Annotated in this window: 22 protein-coding genes and 1 pseudogene; 11 read left to right on the top strand and 12 right to left on the bottom strand. The window is 48.3% G+C overall.

Features of this window, described 5'->3' with window-relative positions; all coding sequences use genetic code 11:
* Positions 1-243: 243 nt before the first annotated feature.
* Positions 244-1,032 (top strand): hypothetical protein, encoded by a 789-nt coding sequence (locus tag FIU82_RS14940; RefSeq protein WP_152441417.1) that lies wholly within the window; start codon positions 244-246, stop codon positions 1,030-1,032.
* A 175-nt stretch (positions 1,033-1,207) separates the two neighbouring features.
* Here FIU82_RS14940 and FIU82_RS14935 read toward each other — a convergent pair whose 3' ends face one another.
* Complete coding sequence (locus tag FIU82_RS14935; protein ID WP_152441416.1) at positions 1,208-1,561, bottom strand: hypothetical protein; 354 nt, start codon at positions 1,559-1,561, stop codon at positions 1,208-1,210.
* A gap of 59 nt (positions 1,562-1,620) precedes the next feature.
* Positions 1,621-2,586 carry a calcium/sodium antiporter gene (locus FIU82_RS14930; protein ID WP_152441415.1) on the bottom strand — a complete coding sequence of 322 codons (966 nt, stop codon included), beginning with the start codon at positions 2,584-2,586 and terminating at the stop codon, positions 1,621-1,623.
* 171 nt (positions 2,587-2,757) lie between these two features.
* On the opposite strand from FIU82_RS14930, the gene FIU82_RS14925 reads away from it, so the two are divergent.
* Entirely contained in the window at positions 2,758-3,000 is a 243-nt protein-coding gene (locus tag FIU82_RS14925; RefSeq protein ID WP_022944921.1) for a TIGR02647 family protein, read from the top strand.
* 70 nt (positions 3,001-3,070) lie between these two features.
* Complete coding sequence (locus FIU82_RS14920) at positions 3,071-3,583, top strand: hypothetical protein (RefSeq protein WP_152441414.1); 513 nt, start codon at positions 3,071-3,073, stop codon at positions 3,581-3,583.
* Here FIU82_RS14920 and FIU82_RS14915 read toward each other — a convergent pair.
* A complete protein-coding gene (locus FIU82_RS14915; protein ID WP_152441413.1) occupies positions 3,553-4,170 on the bottom strand; it encodes an aspartyl/asparaginyl beta-hydroxylase domain-containing protein in 618 nt (205 codons plus the stop codon). The genes FIU82_RS14920 and FIU82_RS14915 overlap by 31 nt on opposite strands.
* A gap of 140 nt (positions 4,171-4,310) precedes the next feature.
* On the opposite strand from FIU82_RS14915, the gene FIU82_RS14910 reads away from it, so the two are divergent.
* The 5 genes from FIU82_RS14910 to FIU82_RS14890 all read left to right on the top strand — a co-directional run bounded on the left by FIU82_RS14910 (position 4,311) and on the right by FIU82_RS14890 (position 9,075).
* A complete protein-coding gene (locus FIU82_RS14910) occupies positions 4,311-4,793 on the top strand; it encodes a DUF523 domain-containing protein (protein WP_151173767.1) in 483 nt (160 codons plus the stop codon).
* 81 nt (positions 4,794-4,874) lie between these two features.
* Positions 4,875-5,252 (top strand): DUF3703 domain-containing protein, encoded by a 378-nt coding sequence (locus FIU82_RS14905; protein WP_152441412.1) that lies wholly within the window; start codon positions 4,875-4,877, stop codon positions 5,250-5,252.
* A complete protein-coding gene (locus FIU82_RS14900) occupies positions 5,249-5,707 on the top strand; it encodes a GNAT family N-acetyltransferase (protein ID WP_026111105.1) in 459 nt (152 codons plus the stop codon). The genes FIU82_RS14905 and FIU82_RS14900 overlap by 4 nt, the downstream gene beginning before the upstream one ends.
* 154 nt (positions 5,708-5,861) lie before the next feature.
* Positions 5,862-7,940 carry a TonB-dependent siderophore receptor gene (locus FIU82_RS14895; RefSeq protein ID WP_152441411.1) on the top strand — a complete coding sequence of 693 codons (2,079 nt, stop codon included), beginning with the start codon at positions 5,862-5,864 and terminating at the stop codon, positions 7,938-7,940.
* The gene (locus FIU82_RS14890; protein WP_152441410.1) at positions 7,930-9,075 is read left to right on the top strand and encodes a DUF1624 domain-containing protein; all 1,146 of its coding nucleotides are present in this window, start codon (positions 7,930-7,932) and stop codon (positions 9,073-9,075) included. The genes FIU82_RS14895 and FIU82_RS14890 overlap by 11 nt, the downstream gene beginning before the upstream one ends.
* Before the next feature lie 29 nt (positions 9,076-9,104).
* Here FIU82_RS14890 and FIU82_RS14885 read toward each other — a convergent pair whose 3' ends face one another.
* The 6 genes from FIU82_RS14885 to FIU82_RS14860 form a co-directional block, all read right to left on the bottom strand.
* Positions 9,105-9,845, bottom strand: a complete 741-nt coding sequence (locus FIU82_RS14885) for a sulfite exporter TauE/SafE family protein (RefSeq protein WP_152441409.1) — start codon at positions 9,843-9,845, stop codon at positions 9,105-9,107.
* Entirely contained in the window at positions 9,845-10,531 is a 687-nt protein-coding gene (locus FIU82_RS14880; RefSeq protein ID WP_022944930.1) for a pirin family protein, read from the bottom strand. Before FIU82_RS14880 ends, FIU82_RS14885 begins: the two co-directional genes overlap by 1 nt.
* Positions 10,532-10,650: 119 nt before the next feature.
* Complete coding sequence (locus tag FIU82_RS14875) at positions 10,651-11,535, bottom strand: LysR family transcriptional regulator (protein WP_138548759.1); 885 nt, start codon at positions 11,533-11,535, stop codon at positions 10,651-10,653.
* Positions 11,536-13,365 carry a monovalent cation:proton antiporter-2 (CPA2) family protein gene (locus FIU82_RS14870; protein WP_152441408.1) on the bottom strand — a complete coding sequence of 610 codons (1,830 nt, stop codon included), beginning with the start codon at positions 13,363-13,365 and terminating at the stop codon, positions 11,536-11,538.
* Positions 13,366-13,421: 56 nt separating this feature from the next.
* A complete protein-coding gene (locus FIU82_RS14865; protein ID WP_152441407.1) occupies positions 13,422-14,273 on the bottom strand; it encodes a pirin family protein in 852 nt (283 codons plus the stop codon).
* 43 nt (positions 14,274-14,316) lie between these two features.
* Complete coding sequence (locus tag FIU82_RS14860) at positions 14,317-14,736, bottom strand: DoxX family protein (protein WP_152441406.1); 420 nt, start codon at positions 14,734-14,736, stop codon at positions 14,317-14,319.
* Between the two features lie 190 nt (positions 14,737-14,926).
* On the opposite strand from FIU82_RS14860, the gene FIU82_RS14855 reads away from it, so the two are divergent.
* On the top strand, positions 14,927-15,352 hold the full coding sequence (locus FIU82_RS14855) for a carboxymuconolactone decarboxylase family protein (protein ID WP_152441405.1): 426 nt from the start codon (positions 14,927-14,929) through the stop codon (positions 15,350-15,352).
* Positions 15,353-15,370: 18 nt separating this feature from the next.
* Here FIU82_RS14855 and FIU82_RS14850 read toward each other — a convergent pair whose 3' ends face one another.
* From FIU82_RS14850 to FIU82_RS14840, 3 genes and pseudogenes are all read right to left on the bottom strand, one after another.
* A complete protein-coding gene (locus tag FIU82_RS14850) occupies positions 15,371-17,230 on the bottom strand; it encodes a hypothetical protein (protein WP_152441404.1) in 1,860 nt (619 codons plus the stop codon).
* A gap of 12 nt (positions 17,231-17,242) precedes the next feature.
* Positions 17,243-17,683 carry an energy transducer TonB gene (locus tag FIU82_RS14845; protein ID WP_152441403.1) on the bottom strand — a complete coding sequence of 147 codons (441 nt, stop codon included), beginning with the start codon at positions 17,681-17,683 and terminating at the stop codon, positions 17,243-17,245.
* A gap of 216 nt (positions 17,684-17,899) precedes the next feature.
* Positions 17,900-18,247 (bottom strand): annotated as a pseudogene (locus FIU82_RS14840) (YbaN family protein); the annotation flags it as partial.
* A 212-nt stretch (positions 18,248-18,459) separates the two neighbouring features.
* Between FIU82_RS14840 and FIU82_RS14835 the strand changes: the two are divergent.
* Positions 18,460-19,770: a Zn-dependent hydrolase gene (locus FIU82_RS14835; protein ID WP_152441402.1), complete on the top strand. Its 1,311-nt coding sequence runs from the start codon at positions 18,460-18,462 to the stop codon at positions 19,768-19,770.
* Positions 19,771-19,894: 124 nt separating this feature from the next.
* A complete protein-coding gene (locus tag FIU82_RS14830; RefSeq protein WP_152441401.1) occupies positions 19,895-20,380 on the top strand; it encodes a hypothetical protein in 486 nt (161 codons plus the stop codon).

Raw genomic sequence — 20,380 nt, 5'->3', positions numbered from 1 at the left:
TGACTAAAATGATGATAAGTTTACTTTGGTCGCTGATTTATTAATATCAAATAATGTAAGTTATTGCCATTATGGGTTTTTATTGCGCTTAATTATCATAGTGAACCTTTGATTCTTTTATCTGGCGCTGCACGTTATTTGTGCTTTTTTACTGTTGCAGTTGCCTACTAATGTGTGTATTTTCGAAAAGAATCATATATCTATCGTCTATGCGCTTTTGCGCAATGTAACAGGGAGGTGATCATGTCGATAAAACCTTTAGCGATATCCTTCATAGCCTTTATAGGGCTAAACCTAACGGCCTGTGGCTCTGGCACAAAAAATGATGAGCCGAAGCAACTGACACCAACACCGACAGGTAACATCGTTGATAATAGTGCTGTTGCTGACTATCGATTGGTTATTTATGGTAACAGTCATAGCTCACAATTAGGTTCAATCATTGAAACACTGATCAGTGACCAACTTCCAAATAAGACGATTGAAACGGTAACAATTAGTGGGCGGTTTTTAGATGAAATTGCTGCGGTTACTGCAAACGTAGAGCAATTAGAAAAAAGCACTTGGAGCCACGCCATATTTCAAGGGCAAAAGTACTCTCAGTCCGGCGCAACCGACTATCCAACGCACGCAACTGAGCGTTTAATTGCAAAGGCTAAATCAAACAACATCACACCGATATTATTTCCAGAGCACCCACAACGTGGTGACCCATCTGAGGCAGAGCGGGTGTATAATTTACATCAATCAATTAGCCAACAAGAGCTTAGCTGTGTCGCGCCCGTAGGCTTGGTTTGGAATCGTTTATTAGACGTTATGCCAACGGTTGAGCTACATCATGCAGATGGTAATCATGCATCCTATGCAGGGAAGGTGCTCACGGCAATGACCTTTTATGAGGTCATTACTGGCGAATTGGCGGACGCCATTCCTTATAATCCGGCGCTTCAGCTAGACCAGCAGCAGCAAGCGTTGTTTGGGCAAATTGTCACGCAAGTGCTTTTAGAACACCCTGCGTGCCCACAGAGTTAACAGTCATTGCCCTAGTTACCTAGGGCGACGTTAAAGCCAGAGAGTACCTGCTGGTAAGAATGGCTGTGGTGTAGCGGGCAGAGGCATCGGCTTGTTGCGCCTGCATCACAAGGCCAGTACTTGATTACAGCGCACACCATATTAAAGGGTAACAGTTATGTGTTTATCGTACAGATTAAGGTGCGTATTCTGGCGTTCGCAAGAAAAATAGAATGATTAACTCGGCGAGGCTAATGGAGGCCAATTGCGCCGTTACGCCTAGCATAACGCCGATACCTGACTGTGGGTCTGATTGAATCCCAAACACTAATCCCAGCATGATGAAAAAGCTGAATATCGCCGGCGTGGCTCGCATCACGGTTAATTTTGTATTGCGATAGCTGTGACTGTTGGCCAAAAAATACAAGATAGCATAGGGCGATAGCAGCAATAACAGAGCTAGACCGGCTCCCCAATATGTAAAAGCAATGGCAGCAAAAGATAAAACAGCGAGTGCCTTAATTGCATAATATGTTTTCTTATATTGCATAGGTTGTCCTTAACTAAGGTGTTCAATGATTAGAGAGTAGGTTTGCTCGCATTCGCGATTTACACTAAGTTCCACAGCAAGTAGCCGTTGTAGGCGAGATAACCGCTGAGCAATAGCCCACCTTCTGCCCGGTTGATACGGCCTTGACGGCCGATGCCATAGGCCATGATCAGCAAAGCAAGCGTTAACACCAGCATCACTCCCCAATCACGATAAAAAATATCTGCGCCAAGGCCGAAGGGTTCAATCGCTCCAGCAATACCAATAACGGCAAGAATATTAAACATGTTCGAGCCCACCACGTTGCCAATGGCAATATCATGCTCGCCTTTTTTCGCCGCAATAATAGACGCAGCTAACTCTGGTAGTGAAGTGCCCAAAGCGACTATGGTAAGGCCAATGACTAAATCACTGACTCCCAATGCTGAGGCGACTTGCACTGCACCCCACACTAATATGCGTGAACTTAACACCAGTACCACTAAGCCACAAACTAACCAAAACAATGCGCTTTTTAACCCCATGCTTTGACTGGTAACACCCTGCTCGGTGTCGTTTGCCAGTGGGTCGTTGTGGTGGCGTAGGCCTGAATATATTGACCATGCCACCACGCTAACAAAGCCACCAAGCAGCAAGGTGGCGTCGAATGTGGTCAATTGACCATCGTAGAGCAAATAGCCACACAGCAACACCACAGCCAAAAGCAGTGGTAGCTCTTTGCGAACAATATTCGAGTGCACTGTGATGGGAGCAATCAGTGCAGTGACCCCTAAAATTAGGCCAATATTGACAATGTTTGAGCCAAGAGCGTTGCCTAGTGCTAGCGCCGGATTGCCATCACTCGCAGCCATCGCCGAGACAACCATTTCCGGTGCTGATGTGCCAAACCCGACAATAAGCATACCGATCAAAATAGTGGGTAACCCTGCGTGTGCCGCTGTGGCCGCAGCGCCGTCTACAAAGCGTCCGGCACTGTAAACCAGTAGTATAAAACCAGCTACAATCGCAGTTATTGCAAGCAACATTGTTCCTCCGCCATCTTGGCTTTTATGGCCTTAATATGGGCGCATTAGTTGCCCTTGTAAAGCATTTACTTTCATCTACTTAGCAAGAAATAAAGTACTTTAAAAAAGCGGCATAAATTTGATCTTCAACTAGCATTAAAGTGATAGCAACAACAATTATAAGGAATCACCGTGCGCATAAATAAAACCATGATTGATGAAATGGAGCTGTTGGCAAAGTTTCCACGTGCTAGCCACATGCAGGGCATAAAGGTACACAGTGATGCTGATGCAACGTTGCGTGATGCCGCGCAGCGGTTGTTCGATAAAGGCATTACAGATAGTCCCGATGGGGGGTATTTAACCGATTTAGGTCTCGACTTAGTGAAACATTTAGACACTCTTTATGCGGCATTAAGCTCAAAAGCCGGGTAATGGTCTGTAATAGCAAGCGTGAGTGTCGCCGCTGTAAGCTGCAAGTAGCACAACAGCTGACGAGGTGATCATGGTGCACACTCACTTGCCTGCTATTTTGCAGTTCTTCGATGATATCGAGCTGCCTTATCGCTTTGCTCCAGTGACTGAAGAGAGCTTTCTTCCGGGTATCAATATTCATCAAGGGATATTAGTGATTGATAAAAAGCGCTTAGCCCATGAAGGGGATTTACTCCATGAGGCTGGGCACTTAGCGGTTACAGACCGACATCACCGAGCCTCACTCAGCGGTGATGTTAAACAATGGGGTCACCAAGGCGGCGAAGAAATGGCGGCAATGGCGTGGTCGTGGGCAGCACTTCAAGCGATAGGTCTGCCGCCTAGTGTCGTGTTTCACGAACACGGCTATCGCGGCGCTGCCGCTAACTTAATTACTGCCTTTAGCACTAACCCAGGCCCGGGTGTGCCGCTACTTTATCGTTGGTTTATGTGTCTTGCACCCGAGCAACCACAGGGGTTTCCCGTTATGCAACAGTGGTTTCGTGATGACGCTTATACCCACAGGCAATTAGCACTGTTATAAACTTGGTGAGTAAGCCAGGCGTTACTTTGGCAGTCGATCACCACATTGATGCGGTCTTCAGTACTGCGGTTGTGCACGCTATGTGTCATGTTGGCATTGAGATACCAAAGCTCTCCGCACTGCATCGGCACACGATGATCAGCTACGTTGAATATAAGGTGCTCGTCGCTACGCAATGGCAAGTGTAATCTGGCCTCGCCGAATTCCAGTACGAGCCCTGGGTCTTGATGGGGTTTTATTTCCGCGCCAGCTCGTAAGCGCATGAGTCGCACAGCTTTTACCGGACAAGGCAGACTCGCCAACACCTCAACAAGCGCATGACTGTTTTGTAATAACGCTAAGTTGGTCCAATGTTCGCCTTGGTCAATACTAAAGCTTTGTAAGATCTCATGGGCGCTTTTATGGTGGGCTTGGCAACGTAACGGAACAACATCCCACTGGCCCTGATAATGTTGGGTATTTACATGAGGAACCCAAGGCAGAGTTGTTAACTCAGGCAATGAATTGAGAATATCCAACGGCGAAAAACAGAGCGAGAGCTGCGCAAATGCGGCTACTTGGCTGCTGAGTTGATGATTCTGACACATAGTAAAAAAAGCCGAAAAAGCATGCCATTAGTACAACACCCTCAAAATTATTAACCATTACGGGTCATTACAGCGCCTTACTAGCCGAGCGCTGATATTTTCGCTAAGTTACTGGCTGATATCAGCCATTTATTATCGTGATGACCCCAGTTTTAGTGAGTGCCTGCCTGTTGGGCAGTAAAGTGCGTTATAACGCCACCTGCGTAAGTGCAGAGTGCGAACATATGCAATGGCTGCGTAGCCATTGTCATATCATGCCATTGTGCCCAGAGGTTGCTGCGGGCTTGCCGATTCCCAGAGCGGCAGCAGAAATTGTAGGGGGTGATGGCGATGATGTGCTCGCAGGGCGGGCTAAAATAGTGACCGCAGATGGTGAAGATGTCACAGCGGTATTTTTGCAAGGCGCTCGCCAGGCACTAGCATTGTGCAAACAGCACGACATTCGCTATGCGGTGTTAACAGAATCGAGCCCTTCCTGTGGTAGCAATACCATTTACAATGGCGAGTTTGGTGCTCGTAAGGTGCCGGGGCAAGGGGTCGTGAGTGCACTGCTACGAGCAAATCACGTGAGTGTGTTTAGTCAACATACCTTAAAACAATTGCGAGTTCAGCTCAGCGATTAAGAAGTCACCATTTAATGCTTGCCTTGGAGCTAACTCTAAGTAGTATGCTAGGTGAAAGTTTGTTCACTTTTAAGAGCGTCCATGACCTTTAGTCAAGCCATTCGGTTTAGTGTGTTACGTGAGTTGGTGTATGCACGCCAAGCCCAGCATGCCAACGACCCCAATAAACAGTTTTTTCATTTGCAAAATGCCCATGTATTGGGTCAAGAGTCCACCTATTGGCATACTTATGTGCATATGTTGATGTTACGTTGGGCGTGGTGTAACCGCGTTTTACCAGAGTTTACGGGGCAACTTTTGCGGATTCTCGGAGCCGCCAGCAAAACCGCATTGGGCTGGGTACCTAGGGGCAACACCGGTGGTGCTAATGTCAGCCCGTTTAAAGTGATGCCCATCCCTGCAAATTACGCTCAAACCATTGCTAACGCTAAAAAGAGGGTCGCAACATGGGAGCAATAAGTTTGTCGTTGCGCGCGATTACTAAAGGCAACTATGAGGCCGTATGTGATCTTGATGTAAGTGAGCAGCAACAAGATTATGTGGCCTGTAATATGTGGTCCTTAGTTGAAGCGCAGTTTAATAGCGGCTATAGCACCCGGGCAATTTACTTGGGTGAGCAGCCCATCGGATTCTTTATGTGGGTACAGGAAAGTGCGCACAAAGTATCAATCTGGCGGTTTATGATTGACGAGCGCTATCAGCGCCAAGGGTATGGCCGTTATGCTTTAACGTTGGCCATTGCCGAAATTAAAGAACAGCCACAGATCACAGAAATTGAAATTTGCTATAACCCTTCCAACCCTGTTGCGAAGCAGTTTTACAGCCAATTTGGATTCATTGAACAGGGCATGGATGACGATGAGGAAGACATGTTGGCCTTGTTGTATATAGAAAACCAAACTCCCTGGCACTAGCTATCTGATGGGTAGCGTAGAGCCGTTTTAACCTATCCATAAGAATTAGCCCATCACTGCATCGGTTGGTCGCGATAAGTCATATTTATCATACAAGCATTTTGTTACTTTATATCATTTGCTATGATATAACAAATTCTACTTGGGTGATGTTATGAAGTATCCACTTTCGCTTTTAGTGCTGGCTTTGCCGAGTTGGGCATTTGCACAGCAAAACAATGATATAGAAATGATTACCGTTGAGCACAAGCAAGCTTTTCGCGGTGATATTCCCGCACAAGAGTTGCCACAATCAATTACCACACTGGGCAAAGACTTAATTTCCGATAATGGCATTACACGTTTTCGTGATGCTCTTGATTTCTCTGCTAGTATCTCGCGCAAAAATAATGGTGGCGCGCTGTGGGATAGCTATTCGATTCGTGGCCTGTCGGGCAACGAAAATATGCCCTCGGGCTATCTTATCAATGGTTTCAGCGGTGGCCGTGGCTTTGCTGGGCCGCGAGATGTATCAAATATTGAATATATTGAGGTACTTAAAGGGCCAGGCTCGGCATTATATGGGCGCTCAGAGCCGGGCGGTACAGTTAATATTATTACTAAAAAGCCACAGTTTTATCAGCAAGGACAGTTACAGGCTGAAATAGGCAGTGACAATCACACGCGTGTGCAAGGAGATTACACGAACGCAGTTAACGACGATGTTGCTTTTCGCATCAACGGGGCTTGGCAAGACAGTGATAGTTACCGGGATTATGTGCACCATGATAAGTTCGCAATTACGCCGTCTCTGTACTATCAAGTGGGGGATGACTCTTCACTGACCTATGAGTTTGAGTATGTTGATCAGCAGCAAATGTACGACCGTGGTATTGTGATTTTAAATGGTGATATTGAAACCTTGCCCGAGTCGCGATTTTTAGGAAACCCCAACGATACGCCTACCAAGGTACATTCGCGCGGCCACCAGCTGCAATATCATAATGACTTAAATAGCGATTGGTCACTGCTTGTCGGTGCCAGTTATCGAACGGGCACGTTAACGGGTTATTCTTCTGATGCGGAATTGTCGCCGTCAAGACAGTCTGTATACGATGATGGTCGTACCCTCACGCGCCAGCATCGTTATCGCGACTATAAGTCTGATGACCTATCGGCACGTATCGAGCTAAGCGGCCACTTTGAGGTTGCCGGCATTACTAACCATGTGCTGATCGGTGTGGATGGTTATGACTATGAGTTGCGCACGGGCCTATATCGGTATCGGGGTGGCTACGCCACCTATACCCTAGATATATTCGAGCCTGATTATAACTCTATGCCGGGCCCTGATGTGAGCATGCAATATGAGAACAATGAACAGCAAGATGCCTATGGTATCTATGTACAAGATCAGCTCGACCTAGGTGATTCGCTCAAAGTGATGCTCGGGCTCAGATTTGATGAAATAGCCCAAGATATTTTCGAAACCAAGTCTGGGGTGGCTTCAAAAAGCACTAAAAACCGTATAAGCCCGCGCTTTGGTGTGGTTTACGACGTTAATAGCGCTATTAATTTATATGCCAGCTATTCAGAAGGCTTTTTACCGCTTAGTGGCACCGATGCCAACGGCAAGCCGTTTGGCTTTGAGGAAAGTGACTCGTTTGAGGTCGGAATAAAATTTAGTATCGAACACCTTAGCGGTACGTTGGCGTGGTTTGATGCGACCAAGAGTAACATGCTGGTGTCTGATCCAATCAATGTCGGTTACTCAGCGCCGGTAGGTGAGGCGAATAGCCGAGGCATTGAGCTTGATTTATCCGGCTCGCTCGGTAGTAACACCGATTACACCTTGTCTTATGCCTATGTTGATGCAAAAACGGCCAACGATGTAATTAACGCTGACTGGTTAGTACCGATACCCAAAGGCAGCCCGCTGGTAAACGTACCCAAGCATAATGCTGCTGTGGCTATAAACCATGCCCTGACACTGTGGCAGCAAGACATAAAAGTAGGGGCTCATTACAAGTATAACTCCGACCGCCTGGGCGACCCCGCCAATCTTAGCTTTCGTATTCCCAGCTACCAACTTGTTGGTCTATACGCAAAATGGTTTGCATCACAGCAGCTATCGGTGGCGCTGAATGTCGATAACATTTTTAATGAGCACTATATTGCCAGTAGTTACAATGCTATGTGGGCATATCCGGGTGCGCCAACACAGTTTAAGCTGAGTGTCGGTTATGACTTCTGAGCAGCTAAAGAAGCGTATTCATAGCATTGATATTATGCGCGGTGTGGTGATTTTGCTGATGCTGGTGGATCACGTGCGTGAGCGTTTCTTTTTACACATGCAAGTGAGCGACCCTATGGTCATAGAAACGACTTCGCCGGGGTTATTTTGGAGTCGTTTCGCCGCTCATTTTTGCGCGCCTGCATTTATCTTTTTAACTGGCATGTCGGCGTGGTTATATCAGCACGCCAGGCAAGGCCAACCACGCAGTGCCACCGGGTTTTTGCTCAAACGTGGGCTTTTTATTATAGCCCTTGAAGTAACCCTGATTAGCTACTCGTGGATGGGCAGTTACCATACCCTATGGCTACAGGTTATGTGGGCGATTGGGCTGTGTATGCTGGTGCTGGCGATATTGCACAAGCTACCTATGCCGGTGTTGCTGACCTTAGGTTTAACCATTGTATTTACTCATAACATGCTCACCCCTATCGAGTTTAATGAGAATGAGTGGGGGTATACGCTGTGGCGTATTCTGCATAATCGCGGATACATCTTGGAAACAAGTTGGCTCAATGTGAAGGTCAGCTATCCAGTGCTACCATGGATTGGCGTAATCTTGCTTGGTTATTGTGCTGGACCGCTGTATGGCAAAGGTATCGCGATGCCACGACGTCAGGCTTGGCTATTAGGGCTTGCGTTAATCTGTGTATTGCTCTTTGCTTTGTTACGCGGTGGCAATATTTATGGTGAAACATTGCCTTGGCACTCTTTCGACTCGGTGATGCAAACGACCATGTCGATTTTCAATATCACTAAGTATCCCCCCTCTTTGAGCTTTTTACTCATTACTCTGGCGGGTATGTTTGTCGGCCTCTATGTCTTTGAAAAGCCGCTGGGAAGCGTCACCAACATGTTGCGTACCTTTGGTTCGGTACCCATGTTCTTTTACGTCGTCCATTTGTATGTGTTACTGGCATTATACCAAGCTGCTTATTGGCTGGTGGGAAATAACCAGGGCGATTATGTGGGGGTTAATCACATTGCTTGGATATGGCTTATCGCTGTGGTGCTTGCCGTGGCTCTTTACTTGCCTGTGAAGTGGTTTAGCGATTACAAGCGCACTCATCATCAGTGGTGGCTAAAATATCTATAACATTAGGCCACAGCATTGCTGTGGCTTGGTTAACTGAGCATGAGCTTGATAAATAACACGGCGGCCAGTAACAGCAGTAACCCATTCATCACCCGCACAAAACGCTGGGCGTCGAACCTTTGCTGAATTTTGACCCCCAGCCAATTACCTACTAGCGCCAAAGGGGAGAAAGCCAGGGCGAGCAGCAGGATATCGAGGGTTAACAACCCTTGGCTGCTAAAGGTAATCAGTTTTACGCCATTCATCAGTGCAAACAGGGCGGCGGCGGTGGCAACATAGTGGTGGGGCGGCAGTGCTTTAGCATTAAAGTACATAATCAGTGGTGGGCCGCCGGCATGAACCAAGGTGCTGGCTAAACCACAGAGCAGGCCCATCGCTTTCGCTCCCCAATGACTGGCCAACAACGCATAACGAGTATTAGCAAAAAATAGGCTGCGAATGGCAAAACCTGCACTAAAAGTGGCGATGGCCGCGCTTAACCAGCGTCCATCGATCGCAGTAATGAGCCACTGCGCGACAATCACACCCACTATCACCGCAGGTAATAGCTGGGTGATTAAATCTCCCCGCCACTGACGCCAGTAGCTTTTTAAGCTCAATACATCAGCAACAATTAAAATTGGCAGCATCAGGGCGATAGCGTCTACCGCCGGCATTACCAGCAGTAACAGAGGCACAGCAAACACCCCGAGGGCGCCAGCAAATCCGGATTTGGAAATGCCGGTCAGCACCACGACCAAAGCGATAACAGCAAGAGCGGGTAAGGTCATTAAGGCAGCTCGAAATACAATGCTTCTAGCGCGCTTTCAGCCTGTAGCTCTATACTTTGCTCGCGCTCCAAGGCAAATCCATCGCCGCTGGAAAAATGCGCGCCATCGGCTGTTAATGCACCTTTGACAATATGCACATAGCCAAGGTTAGTACCGCTTTGTAAGCGAAACTTTTGCTGCGCGGTGAGCATCAGCCGCGATAAGCGCGTTTGCTGGTTAATGCTTAGGGTGTTGCCTTCACCTTGCGGTGTCACTAGCGGGGTCATCGCCCCCTGCTGTGGTATGCGCCGTTGCTCATAACTGGGGGTGATCCCTTTAAACTTTGGCAGAATCCAAATTTGTAGGAAATGCGCATGTTCGCTTTGCGAGGCGTTATATTCGCTGTGCATAATGCCGCTGCCGGCACTCATTCGTTGTACTTCGCCGGCAGTGAGGGTAAAAGTGTTGCCCTGGCTATCTTGATGGGTTAAAGCGCCCTCAATGACATAGGAAATGATTTCCATATCGCGGTGGCCATGGGTGGCAAAGCCTTGGCCCGGTTCCACCTTATCCTCGTTAATAACGCGTAAGGTGGACAGGCCCATATGCTGAGGGTCATAGTAATGACCGAATGAAAAGCTATGCTGGCTTTGCAACCAACCTAGATTAACCTGACCTCGCTGCTCAGCGCGACGAATATAGTTCATAGTAGACTCCAAAAGTATGTTGATAGAGCCAGTTTAAGAGCATACAAAAGTGAATAAAATGAGTAAAAAAAGCACTTAGCGTTCGTTTTTAACGAATGTGTTTGCTTTAGAGCTCGGGCTTATTCGTCTGCCATCAGTCGGTAGCGCAGCTCACCAATAAATGTACGCGCGGCGGGGCCGAGATTATCGCCATCTTTAAAGAGCAGATATAACAACGCCGTACGGGTGTCTGCGCCGGCAATATTAAGCGCCTTAAGGGTGCCCTGCTCAAGCTGCTCGGTAATAGCGATGCGGGGCAGCCAGGCAAAGCCCAATCCCTTGCTGATCATATTGATAGAGGTGTGTAAATGGCTGACCGTCCAGCGCTGCTCAGCGCCGAGCCAACCGGAACTTTGCTGCGCATTTAGCGCTGAATCGCGCACCACGATTTGCCGATGTGCTTTGAGGTCTTCAAAGGTGAGGGCGCGGGGGATTTGCTGCAATGCGTGCTGCGGATGCGCAACCGCGATAAACTCAAAGTGGCCAAGCTCCTCACAAAAATCATCATTGGCCAATGGCGAGATGGCGATATCCACTTTATTGTCTTGCAGTAGTTCGTTGGCACCGGCTAGTACCGATTCAAACAGTTCAATGCGCAGCAGCGGGAACTGGCTGCTGGTGGCTTCAAGCACACTGAAGAGCAGCTCTTTGGGGAGTAACTCGTCAACGGCAATACGCAATTGTGATTCAATGCCTTCACCTAGAGTATGGCCCATGGCTTCGACCTTCGCGGCCTCATCAAGCAGGTACTGAGCGCGGCGCAGCATCATATTACCGGCCTCGGTCAGGGTGGTTTTACGGCCATGTACGGTAAATAGCTTCACGCCTAAAGCGGCCTCTATTTTTGCCACGGCATTATGGATACTGGACTGGCTTTTATGCACGCCTGCGGCGGCTTGGTTGAAGCCGCCATATTCCACCACGGCGCGAAACATGCGCCACTGTTCTAACGTTATTCTTAACACTTAACAATCACCATTATCACAGGTATTGAGTTTCTGCTGTGCTTGCTTATCTTGCGCTAACACATGTTTTAAATCGTCCATACGCTGGCGTACCGCGACACCATAACTGTGATCATCGCCCCATAACTCAGCCAGTTGCAATAGCGATTCCCGATCATGGTTGCGAAACAGCTCACCGGCGCGTTGTGCATCGGGCGTGCTATTTCCTAGTAGTTGCAGTGACTCAACGGCAAGGTTAATGGCGGAGTCGACTGTTTCACGATTAAAGGCATCAATATCGGCACCAATAAGTTGGTAAGCATGGCGTCTATCACGTGCGCGAGCGACCAATTTCAGGTGCGGATAATGTTTTTTCGCCAGCTCGATAATGGCCAAGGTTTTATCGGCATCATCAATGGCAATAACGAGCATTTGCGCATGTTCAGCACCCGCAGCATCGAGTAGTTCTTTGCGGCCGGCATCGCCGTAGAAAACTTGCGTACCAAAGCGTCGCAACAACTCGATTTGGCTAGGGCTATGGTCTAGCACGGTGATATCGTAGCCTTGAGCGCTTAGTAAGCGTCCTATGACCTGGCCAAAGCGACCATAGCCAGCGATGATCACATTTTTGCTGGCCGCGATGTGCTCGGGTTTATCATAGGCCGGTGTATTACTGCTATTGCTGCGACGTTGTAAGCGTTCATAAAGGATCAGTAAAAGAGGGGCCATCAACATCGAAATAGCCACCACTAAGGTCACTAGATTGACTTGCTCGGTGGTTAAAATTTGCAGTGATGAAGAAGTGGTCAGCAACACAAAAGCAAATTCGCCCCCTTGAGCGAGCGCCAGGGTAAATAGCAGCTTGTGACCACTTGCAAGCTTAAATATATGGGCAAGGGCAAATAGAATCACTGTCTTAACGGTGATGAGTATCAACACCATTAGCAACACGTCGGCGAAGTTGTCGGCCAACAAGGCAAAGTCGATATTGGCGCCAACAGCAACAAAAAATAGCCCCAATAATAACCCCTTAAAGGGTTCGATATCGGCTTCTAACTCATGACGAAAGTCACTCTCTGCCAGTACCACGCCTGCGAGAAAGGTGCCTAACGCCGGGGACAGCCCCACCAGCTGCATAAGCAAAGCGATCGCCACCACTAAGAACAGCGCAAACACAGTGAAGATTTCGCGCATACGGGTTTCCGCTATAAACCTAAACAGCGGTGCGGATACATATTTGCCGGCGAGAATAATTGCGGCAATAAGAGTGGTGGAAATACCTACTTGCGCCAGCACCGGCAAGTCTTCAATAAGGTTACTGTGGGCCGTTGGCGCGGACGTGGGCGCAAACGCCAACAGTGGCAGCAGAGCGAGCATGGGTATAACGGCGATATCCTGAAATAACAGCACCGAAAATGCGTTTTGTCCCGCTTCAATACGCAACCAGCCTTTTTCTTCGAGCGATTGTAAGACGATGGCGGTGGATGACAGCGCCAGCATTAAGCCAATGGCTAATGCACTTTGCCAAGGTAATGGCAACAGCCAGTAACACAGGGCAAATAGTACTGCCGCCGTTAAAGTGACTTGCAAGCCACCCAGGCCAAGGATGGCATGACGCATGCGCCAAAGCCGTGCCGGATGCAGTTCTAGACCGACGAGAAAGAGCATCATCACTACGCCAAATTCGGCAAAGTGCATCACCTCGGTTTGATCGCCGACCAAGCCCAAAGCATAGGGGCCAATCAGGATACCGGCGAGCAGATAACCTAATACCGAGCCCAAACCAAGGCGTTTAGCAAGCGGCACAGCAATAATCGCTGCTCCCAAATAAATAAGGGCCATCAATAACATAGATTATCCTACTCAATCAGGGTTAGGCCACTTAGAGTGGCGGAACTACAAACTAATTACAACGGCATAAACTCGTTATCGTCTCCGGGAATATCGGCAAAGAGGCGTTGTTGCCAATCCGATTTAGCTTGCTCGATGCGCTCGCGACTGTAAGCAACAAAATTCCAGTGTAAATAAGGCGCTTTGTTAAAGGCATTGCCACCGAGCAGAATAAAGCGACAGTCACTTTGGCATATGAGTTCGGTATCCCCCTCTTGTAGAAGCACAAACTGATGAGCTGTTGCAGTGATCTCGCCTACTTCGACAGCGCCAAAAATAACGTAGATGGCCGCTTCTTGCAGCGGGTTAGGGTGCGCAATATGGCTATGAGCCGTGGCGATAATATCGAGGTAAAACAGCGGTGAGTAGGTTTTTACCGGGGAACTCATGGCAAAGGCATCGCCAGCAATAAGGCGCATGGTGACCCCATCAACGATACGCTGTGGCAAGGCGGCCTTATTGATATGTGTAAAACTAGGCGCAATTTCACATAAAGTTGGCGGTAGCGCGACCCAGCATTGTAAGCCATTTATATCGTGGTGACTGGCCCGGACTTCTATCGACTCGCGTTCAGAATGGACGATACCGCGCCCTGCGGTCATCCAATTCACATCGCCAGGGCTTACCTCAACGTGATTTCCTAGCGAGTCGCGATGTAACAAGCTGCCAGTAAATAAGTAGGTGAGGGTAGAGAGACCTATGTGTGGGTGCGGGCGAACATTCACACCTTGTCCCGGTGCAAAGGTGGTGGGGCCCATATGGTCAAAGAAGATAAAGGGGCCAACCATTTTCTTTTCTAGGTGCGGCAGTATCCGCTTGACCGTGAGGCCGCCAATATCGTGCTGCGTTGCTTCTAGTATTTTTGCCATAGTATATGGGGTGAGCCAGCGCTTTGGCACTGGCTCTGTGCTCTTAACTGCGGTCTTTAAGTAATAGTTGATCTAGGCTGTATTTTCCTGCGCCACTAGCTGCGAGAGCTAAAAAGCCGCCGGCAATGGCGATATTTTTATAAAACATCAAAAACTGTGTTTGCTCACCCAAGTCAAAGTGGAATAGCAGGGCGCTGACGATACTAAAAATGGCGAAGGCCAGTGCGGTTAAGCGGGTAAGTAGACCTAGTACCACCATTGCGCCGCCAATCACCTCAAGAGCAATAACTAAAGGCAGTAAGATGCCGGGTACACCCATTGTTGCCATGTACTGGGCGGTAGCATCGTAAAACTCAACCTTACTGAGTCCTGTAAGTATGAACAGCGCTGCTAAAGCAAAACGAGCAAGTAGCTTGGTAATGTTGTTAAAGGCTTCGGTGTGGGTGATGTTAATGATATTCATGGTTCTCTCCTCGATAAAAGTGTGCCACCTCAGTGGCGATGTAATCACTATAGGTTTAACCCGAGAGAATGAAAATTAGTTAAATTGCGCTATTTCGTTCGTTTTAAAAGAATGAAATGACGTAAACGTTCAAGTGTTCCATTGTGGCGCGCTGTAAGCTGATAGTGATTATTCATAGGAGGAACTAACCATGCTATCTCAGCAGCAGCTTTATCAACTATTACCACAACTCCCTGAAGCATTGATGGCGATGACCGAATCCGCAGAGCATCAACTTGAGCCAGAGTTAATACATATGGTGCGTTTGCGCGTATCGGCTATTAATGGCTGCCGCTTTTGTATTGCCATGCATACTTGTGAAGCCCAGCAAAGCAATATTACTGAGGCGACGATAGCTGCATTGCTAAACTCGCCAGCGGCATCAACTTTTACAGCGGCTCAATGGGCGGCGCTGCAATGGGCTGAGGCATTAACCTCACTTACGAGGCATGAATCGATGGAGGCTGATATACAAAGACTGCAGGCGCACTACAATACTGAGCAAATAGTGGCTTTATGCGCGGTTATTATTCAAATTAACGGCTGGAATCGAGTGGCCATCGGCTTTGACTTTTAGTGAGGGCAAGCAGCTTAGCTAAAACTGGCTGCTACAGTCATACTCAGGCAGCGGCGCGTCTTGATGGCGTAGCTGTGGGTGACGAGTGTGCAACTGCTGGTATAGTGTTGGGTTTTTGCGGGCGATGAGTGCCAACATACTACGGTGCCAGGGTGTAAGCGAAGGCTGATAGGTCATCACCTCATCGAGTACCTGCAAGCTCGGTGCTTGGCCCGCGAATAGCTCAATGCCCTGTAGGCTCAGGGCAAGCGGATCCATCGCGGTTATGCCTTGATGGTAGGGGACGCCAGCGGCCACTAATTGCGTTAGTAGCTCGGTATCGTAGTGGCTAATCGCATAATACAGTAGCGAATGTCCGTGACTATCGAATCGCGGCAAATACTCCCGTAGTTGCGGGAGCGTCAAACCTGCGGGCAAGCGCACGTAGTCCAGCTGGGATTGACCCAGTTGTGAGCTCTGCAGTCGTGTGAATGACTGTGCCCCGACGCGGCTCAGTGAGGCGTAAAATAGATCTCGGCGTAACGCTTCGGTGAGAGGTTGCTGATATAACGATGCTAAGGCGGCCTCTAACCCCTCTCTGCGCAGCACCTTTAAATAAGCTTTTGCAGCTTGACTGTGATGAACGGTACGCTCGGCGTTGCGCGCTTGGTTGCGGGTGTAACACTCGTAAAGTTGCACGGAGCGAGCATTCAACGCGGCCAAATCAACGTCGTCTTCGTAACTCACCTGAGCCAGAACATGCGCTAACCCGAGCGGTTGCCAGTCAGTACGAAACTCTCTCAGTAAACTAGGGCATTGGCTTAAACGGCTTTTCAATTGTTGGCTTATAACCAGTTGCTGGTCGGCGCGCTGCTGCAGTTGCTGAATCAGCGGCTGAGCAAGGTCCAAGTGCAAAGCATCTCTTTGCCATAGGCTGTCAAAATCGAGTTGGTGGTGAGTATATATTTGCTGTATGCGCTCAGCGGTCAACTTAAAGAGACGCCCCTGCGCTTCAATAATGTCGCCCTTTTCGTTGTAGATAAATGCTGCTCTAGCCCCCTGGCTGGTCAATAACTCAATCACCTCGACATAATCCGGCCAACGAGACTGTGGAGCGTTACTCAACCCCCATATTGCCCACTCTAATGTGGAAGGCAGATAATTGTCGTCACTCAGCGCGGCCCCTTTGTTTAATAGGGCTTTAACCACCTCCGTTCGTCCTGCTCTGGCGGCTAAATCAATTAACCGCAAGGCATCAGCATAATCTTGTGATACGACGAGGTTAATGTCATCAAAGTGCTTAATAACGGTGACAATCTGCGCATCTAAAATGTCAATATTACTAATTAGCCAGGCTATATCGTCGACATATAACTGTTGCCCTGGCGCGAGGGAGAATGAAGGATGAGCTAACTTTTCCAGTAGCCAAGGTTGTGGAGAGTGCGGCTGAACGAGTAGCTCCGTTGCGGTATCTTCACTGAACTGTTGGCTGGCAGTCGCGATTCGCTGCGCCATTTGTGTATTGGCTTTTAATTGTTGATAGCGCCATGTTGTTGCATGGCTTGGCCCGAGAAAGTGCGCGATAGCGAGAGTGACTTGATCTAAGGAGTACCCTTGGCGTAATAGGGCCTGGTAATTCAAAGTGGTGAAATACCTGAGTCGTTGATTTTCATACTGGGCCAATTCGTTGGTGCATTGATGGATGCTGGGCTTTGCTAGTGAAGTGGACGCATCACTGAGTGATAGCACTGGCTCTTTATCAACCGTAAAGCTCGTTGAGCTTGTAACCCTTGGTGTGCTGGTTTCGTGTGTTTGTTGCTCGATTGGTAATAATTTCTGCCAAGCAAGCCACATCGCCGTAACAGTAATAAGCACAATAACGATGGGCTTGTGGCGCATAATTGATCGTGGCTAAGCGCAGGGTTTGGTAATCGCCTTAGCGCATAAAGCCTGGGCTTGTTCGTCATTTTTACCGCCAATGCAATAATCGAAGCGTAAAGCCATAGGCAGATCCTCGCTACTTTCTCTGGATGGCAATTGCCAATTGCGAATGTACTCGCGTGTTGCTTTACGAAGCTCCCGAGCATGACGCTGTGGCTGGCGAGCAATGACCTCGATATTTTTAGGCTTGCCTTCAGGGCTAATATCAAAGCCTACAACTGCACAGCCAGCAATTCCATCCCGTGCTAGTTCAATAGGGTAGCGGGGGGTATTTATGGTATCAAGTGGCTGCCAAAGCTGCTCCCCGTCTTGGCTTACTAGGTAGTGCACTTTCACATCGGCGTGAATCACCTCTTTGGCTTCTGAAGCACTGGCTGCCAGCGCCAGTACCAGTGGTATGGTTTTAAGCATAATACATCCTTGTTTACAGTAATAAAAAATGTCGGTGCGAAACACCTTCCTTAGCTAGCTTAAAGTTTAAGCGAGAACATGTGAAGAGGGTGACTAAAATTTATTCATTAGCCAGGCCATAAGACAACACCCACCTAGGAATAGCACAGCGCTTACAACGGCAATGATGGCGCGAGCGCGGTGCGCAGGTTGTTGAGGATAGCTTGGGCAATAAGCTAAATAGGCCAATACCAAGGCTTCAATTGCCGCAACTATCGCAACAGCCCACGTCGGGGCAGAGGAATGCATCATAAAATATAGGCCTATGCTCATTCCTATCGCGGCGAGCCACTTGGCTTTATGTGGCACTACTTTATGGCTCTGCCAGTTGTGTAAAATTGGCCCGAAGCGCGCGTGATTGAGTAGCCATTCTTCCAGGCGTTGTGAGGAATGAGTGAAACATGCCAAGGCAAGAATAAAGAAAATGGTGGTGGGCATCACTGGCAGCGCAATACCAATGACACCGAGGCCAACAAAACCAAGCCCTAGGCCTTGTAAGCAGTAGTTTTTATAGCGAATAAGCATATTCGTTGATTTATTTTTATTGCTCACTTCAAGCCTAAGTCAATCAGGTCGATGGTTTACTGATTCTGTCAACCAGCCGGGCGGACGTCGTCTAAGGTACATAAATAGTCGTTAATTGTATATTTCAAAATACTGAATTAAAGCACTAGCACCTGACAAACAGGCGCTTTCTTCTACACTGTGGGGACAGCTGTTCTGCTTTTGGAGGGAGTATGTACAACGTTAATATCGAACGCTTAAAAGAGACTTTATTTACTTTGTCGCGGATCGGGTATAACGAGGAAGATAAGGGAATTTATCGTCCTGGCTTTAGCGCCGCCGATTTTGAGGCGCGCAATTGGCTCATGGATTTGGCCCAAAGCGAAGGCTTTCGCACCCACATGGATGGTGCAGGCAATGTACACATTGAGTATGGACCAGAAAATGCCAGTGCGGTTGTAGTCGGCTCACACCTTGACTCCGTGCCTGCGGGGGGCATGTTTGATGGCACTTTGGGGGTGATTGCTGGGCTCGAATGTTTACGGGTATTGAAACACCATGACGTTGTCTTGAAGCACCCTGTGCGGGTAGTTGCTACTGCAGAAGAAGAAGGGCGCTTTGGCGGGATGTTTGGTGCGCAGGCACTGACCGGTAAATTAACCCCGCACGATATCCTCACTATGCATGATGCAGACGGCTACCTACTTAGTGACGCTATGAAAAGTTGCGGCCTTGATCCTATGCAAGCGCTGAGCGCAGCGTTTAGCCCAGAGGATTTAAAATGCTTTATTGAACTGCATATCGAACAAGGCCCTGTGCTTGACCAAACCGGTATACAAATAGGCGTTGTTGATGGCATTTCTGGTGTATTTAAGTGGATTGTGAAGCTGGTGGGTAAGGCCGACCATGCGGGTACCGCGCCGATGGAAATGCGTTCTGATGCGTTTATGGGGCTGGCAGATTTTGCCCATGAAATAAACCGTATTATTGATGAAGATGGCACTGAGTACAGCCGTATTACCGTAGGCAAAGCTGAGTTAAAGCCCGGGTTTGCTCATACTATTGCCGGTGAGGTGGATTTCACCTTAGTGGTTCGTGATATGGACCAACATATCATGGAGGCGTTGAGCCAAGCCTGCCGTAAAGCCCTTTCTGCTATCGCTCGACGCCATCAATTAATGTTTGAATACGAGCAGGTAAGTTGGTTAGCACCGCAGCATTGCAGCCCTGTGTTAACAGACTTTATTGCCGAGCAAGCGCAGCAGCTGGGGCTGAACTATCAACGTATGCCCAGTGGTGCAGGCCATGATTGTCAGTTTTTTACCAGTCTCACAGAAACTGGGCTGATATTTATCCCTTCGGTCAATGGTATAAGCCATGCCCCTGATGAGTGGTCGCATTGGCATGACGTAGAGGCCGGAGCCAACTTGTTGCTGGCCTGCGTTGCCACCCAAGCAACCAGTTCTGGGTTAGTCAAAGCGACGCGTAAAGGCGATAAAAAAGTCACAAAGATTGCTAATAACTCAAATAAAAAAGTGGGCTAGCAGCAATTGCATAAAGATGTACTAGGCTTATTTCACTAAACTTTTTTAATTAAATGCTTAGTTTGAATTCAAAAAATTTGAGTGTTAGGGTTAATTTTTACGCATTAGGGACGCCTGCGGCAGTATGAAATTACTAAGTCAGTGTGTATTGGTAAGCTTCACCATCTTTGCGCTTGCAATGGGATGGGGTGTGGCTGCCGCGCAGAGTCAGCGTCCTATTGTTATTGAACCCGCAGAGCAAAACGTCAGCGCTGGCTATTTTGATGTAAAGTTGCGTGCTGCACCGTCCTTGGCCCTTAGTGAGCAAGAACTCACCTCAATATTAGCCAATGCGCACTTGCATATTGAATCTGATTCCCACCTGTTTCCCATAGAAGCTGCAGTCAATGGCCAGCAAGCCGTTACTATTAGTGGTTTGGCAGAGGGTCATTACACCGTCAATTTAGTTGCAGAGGGTCAAGCACTCAGCGACAGCGCCACTGTTGTTGTGCAGCACCACAGTATGACTTTGGTTTGGCCACTATTTACGCTTGGCTTGGTGCTTTTCATCGCTTTGTTCGTGGTACTAATGCGGGGCTATGTAGCCGATAACCGAGCGCCGGATTCTTAG

Source organism: Pseudoalteromonas sp. THAF3 (assembly GCF_009363775.1).
Classification (GTDB): domain Bacteria; phylum Pseudomonadota; class Gammaproteobacteria; order Enterobacterales; family Alteromonadaceae; genus Pseudoalteromonas; species Pseudoalteromonas ruthenica.
The sequence above is the reverse complement of the archived record's forward strand: the minus strand, read 5'-3'. Positions and strand labels throughout refer to the sequence as shown.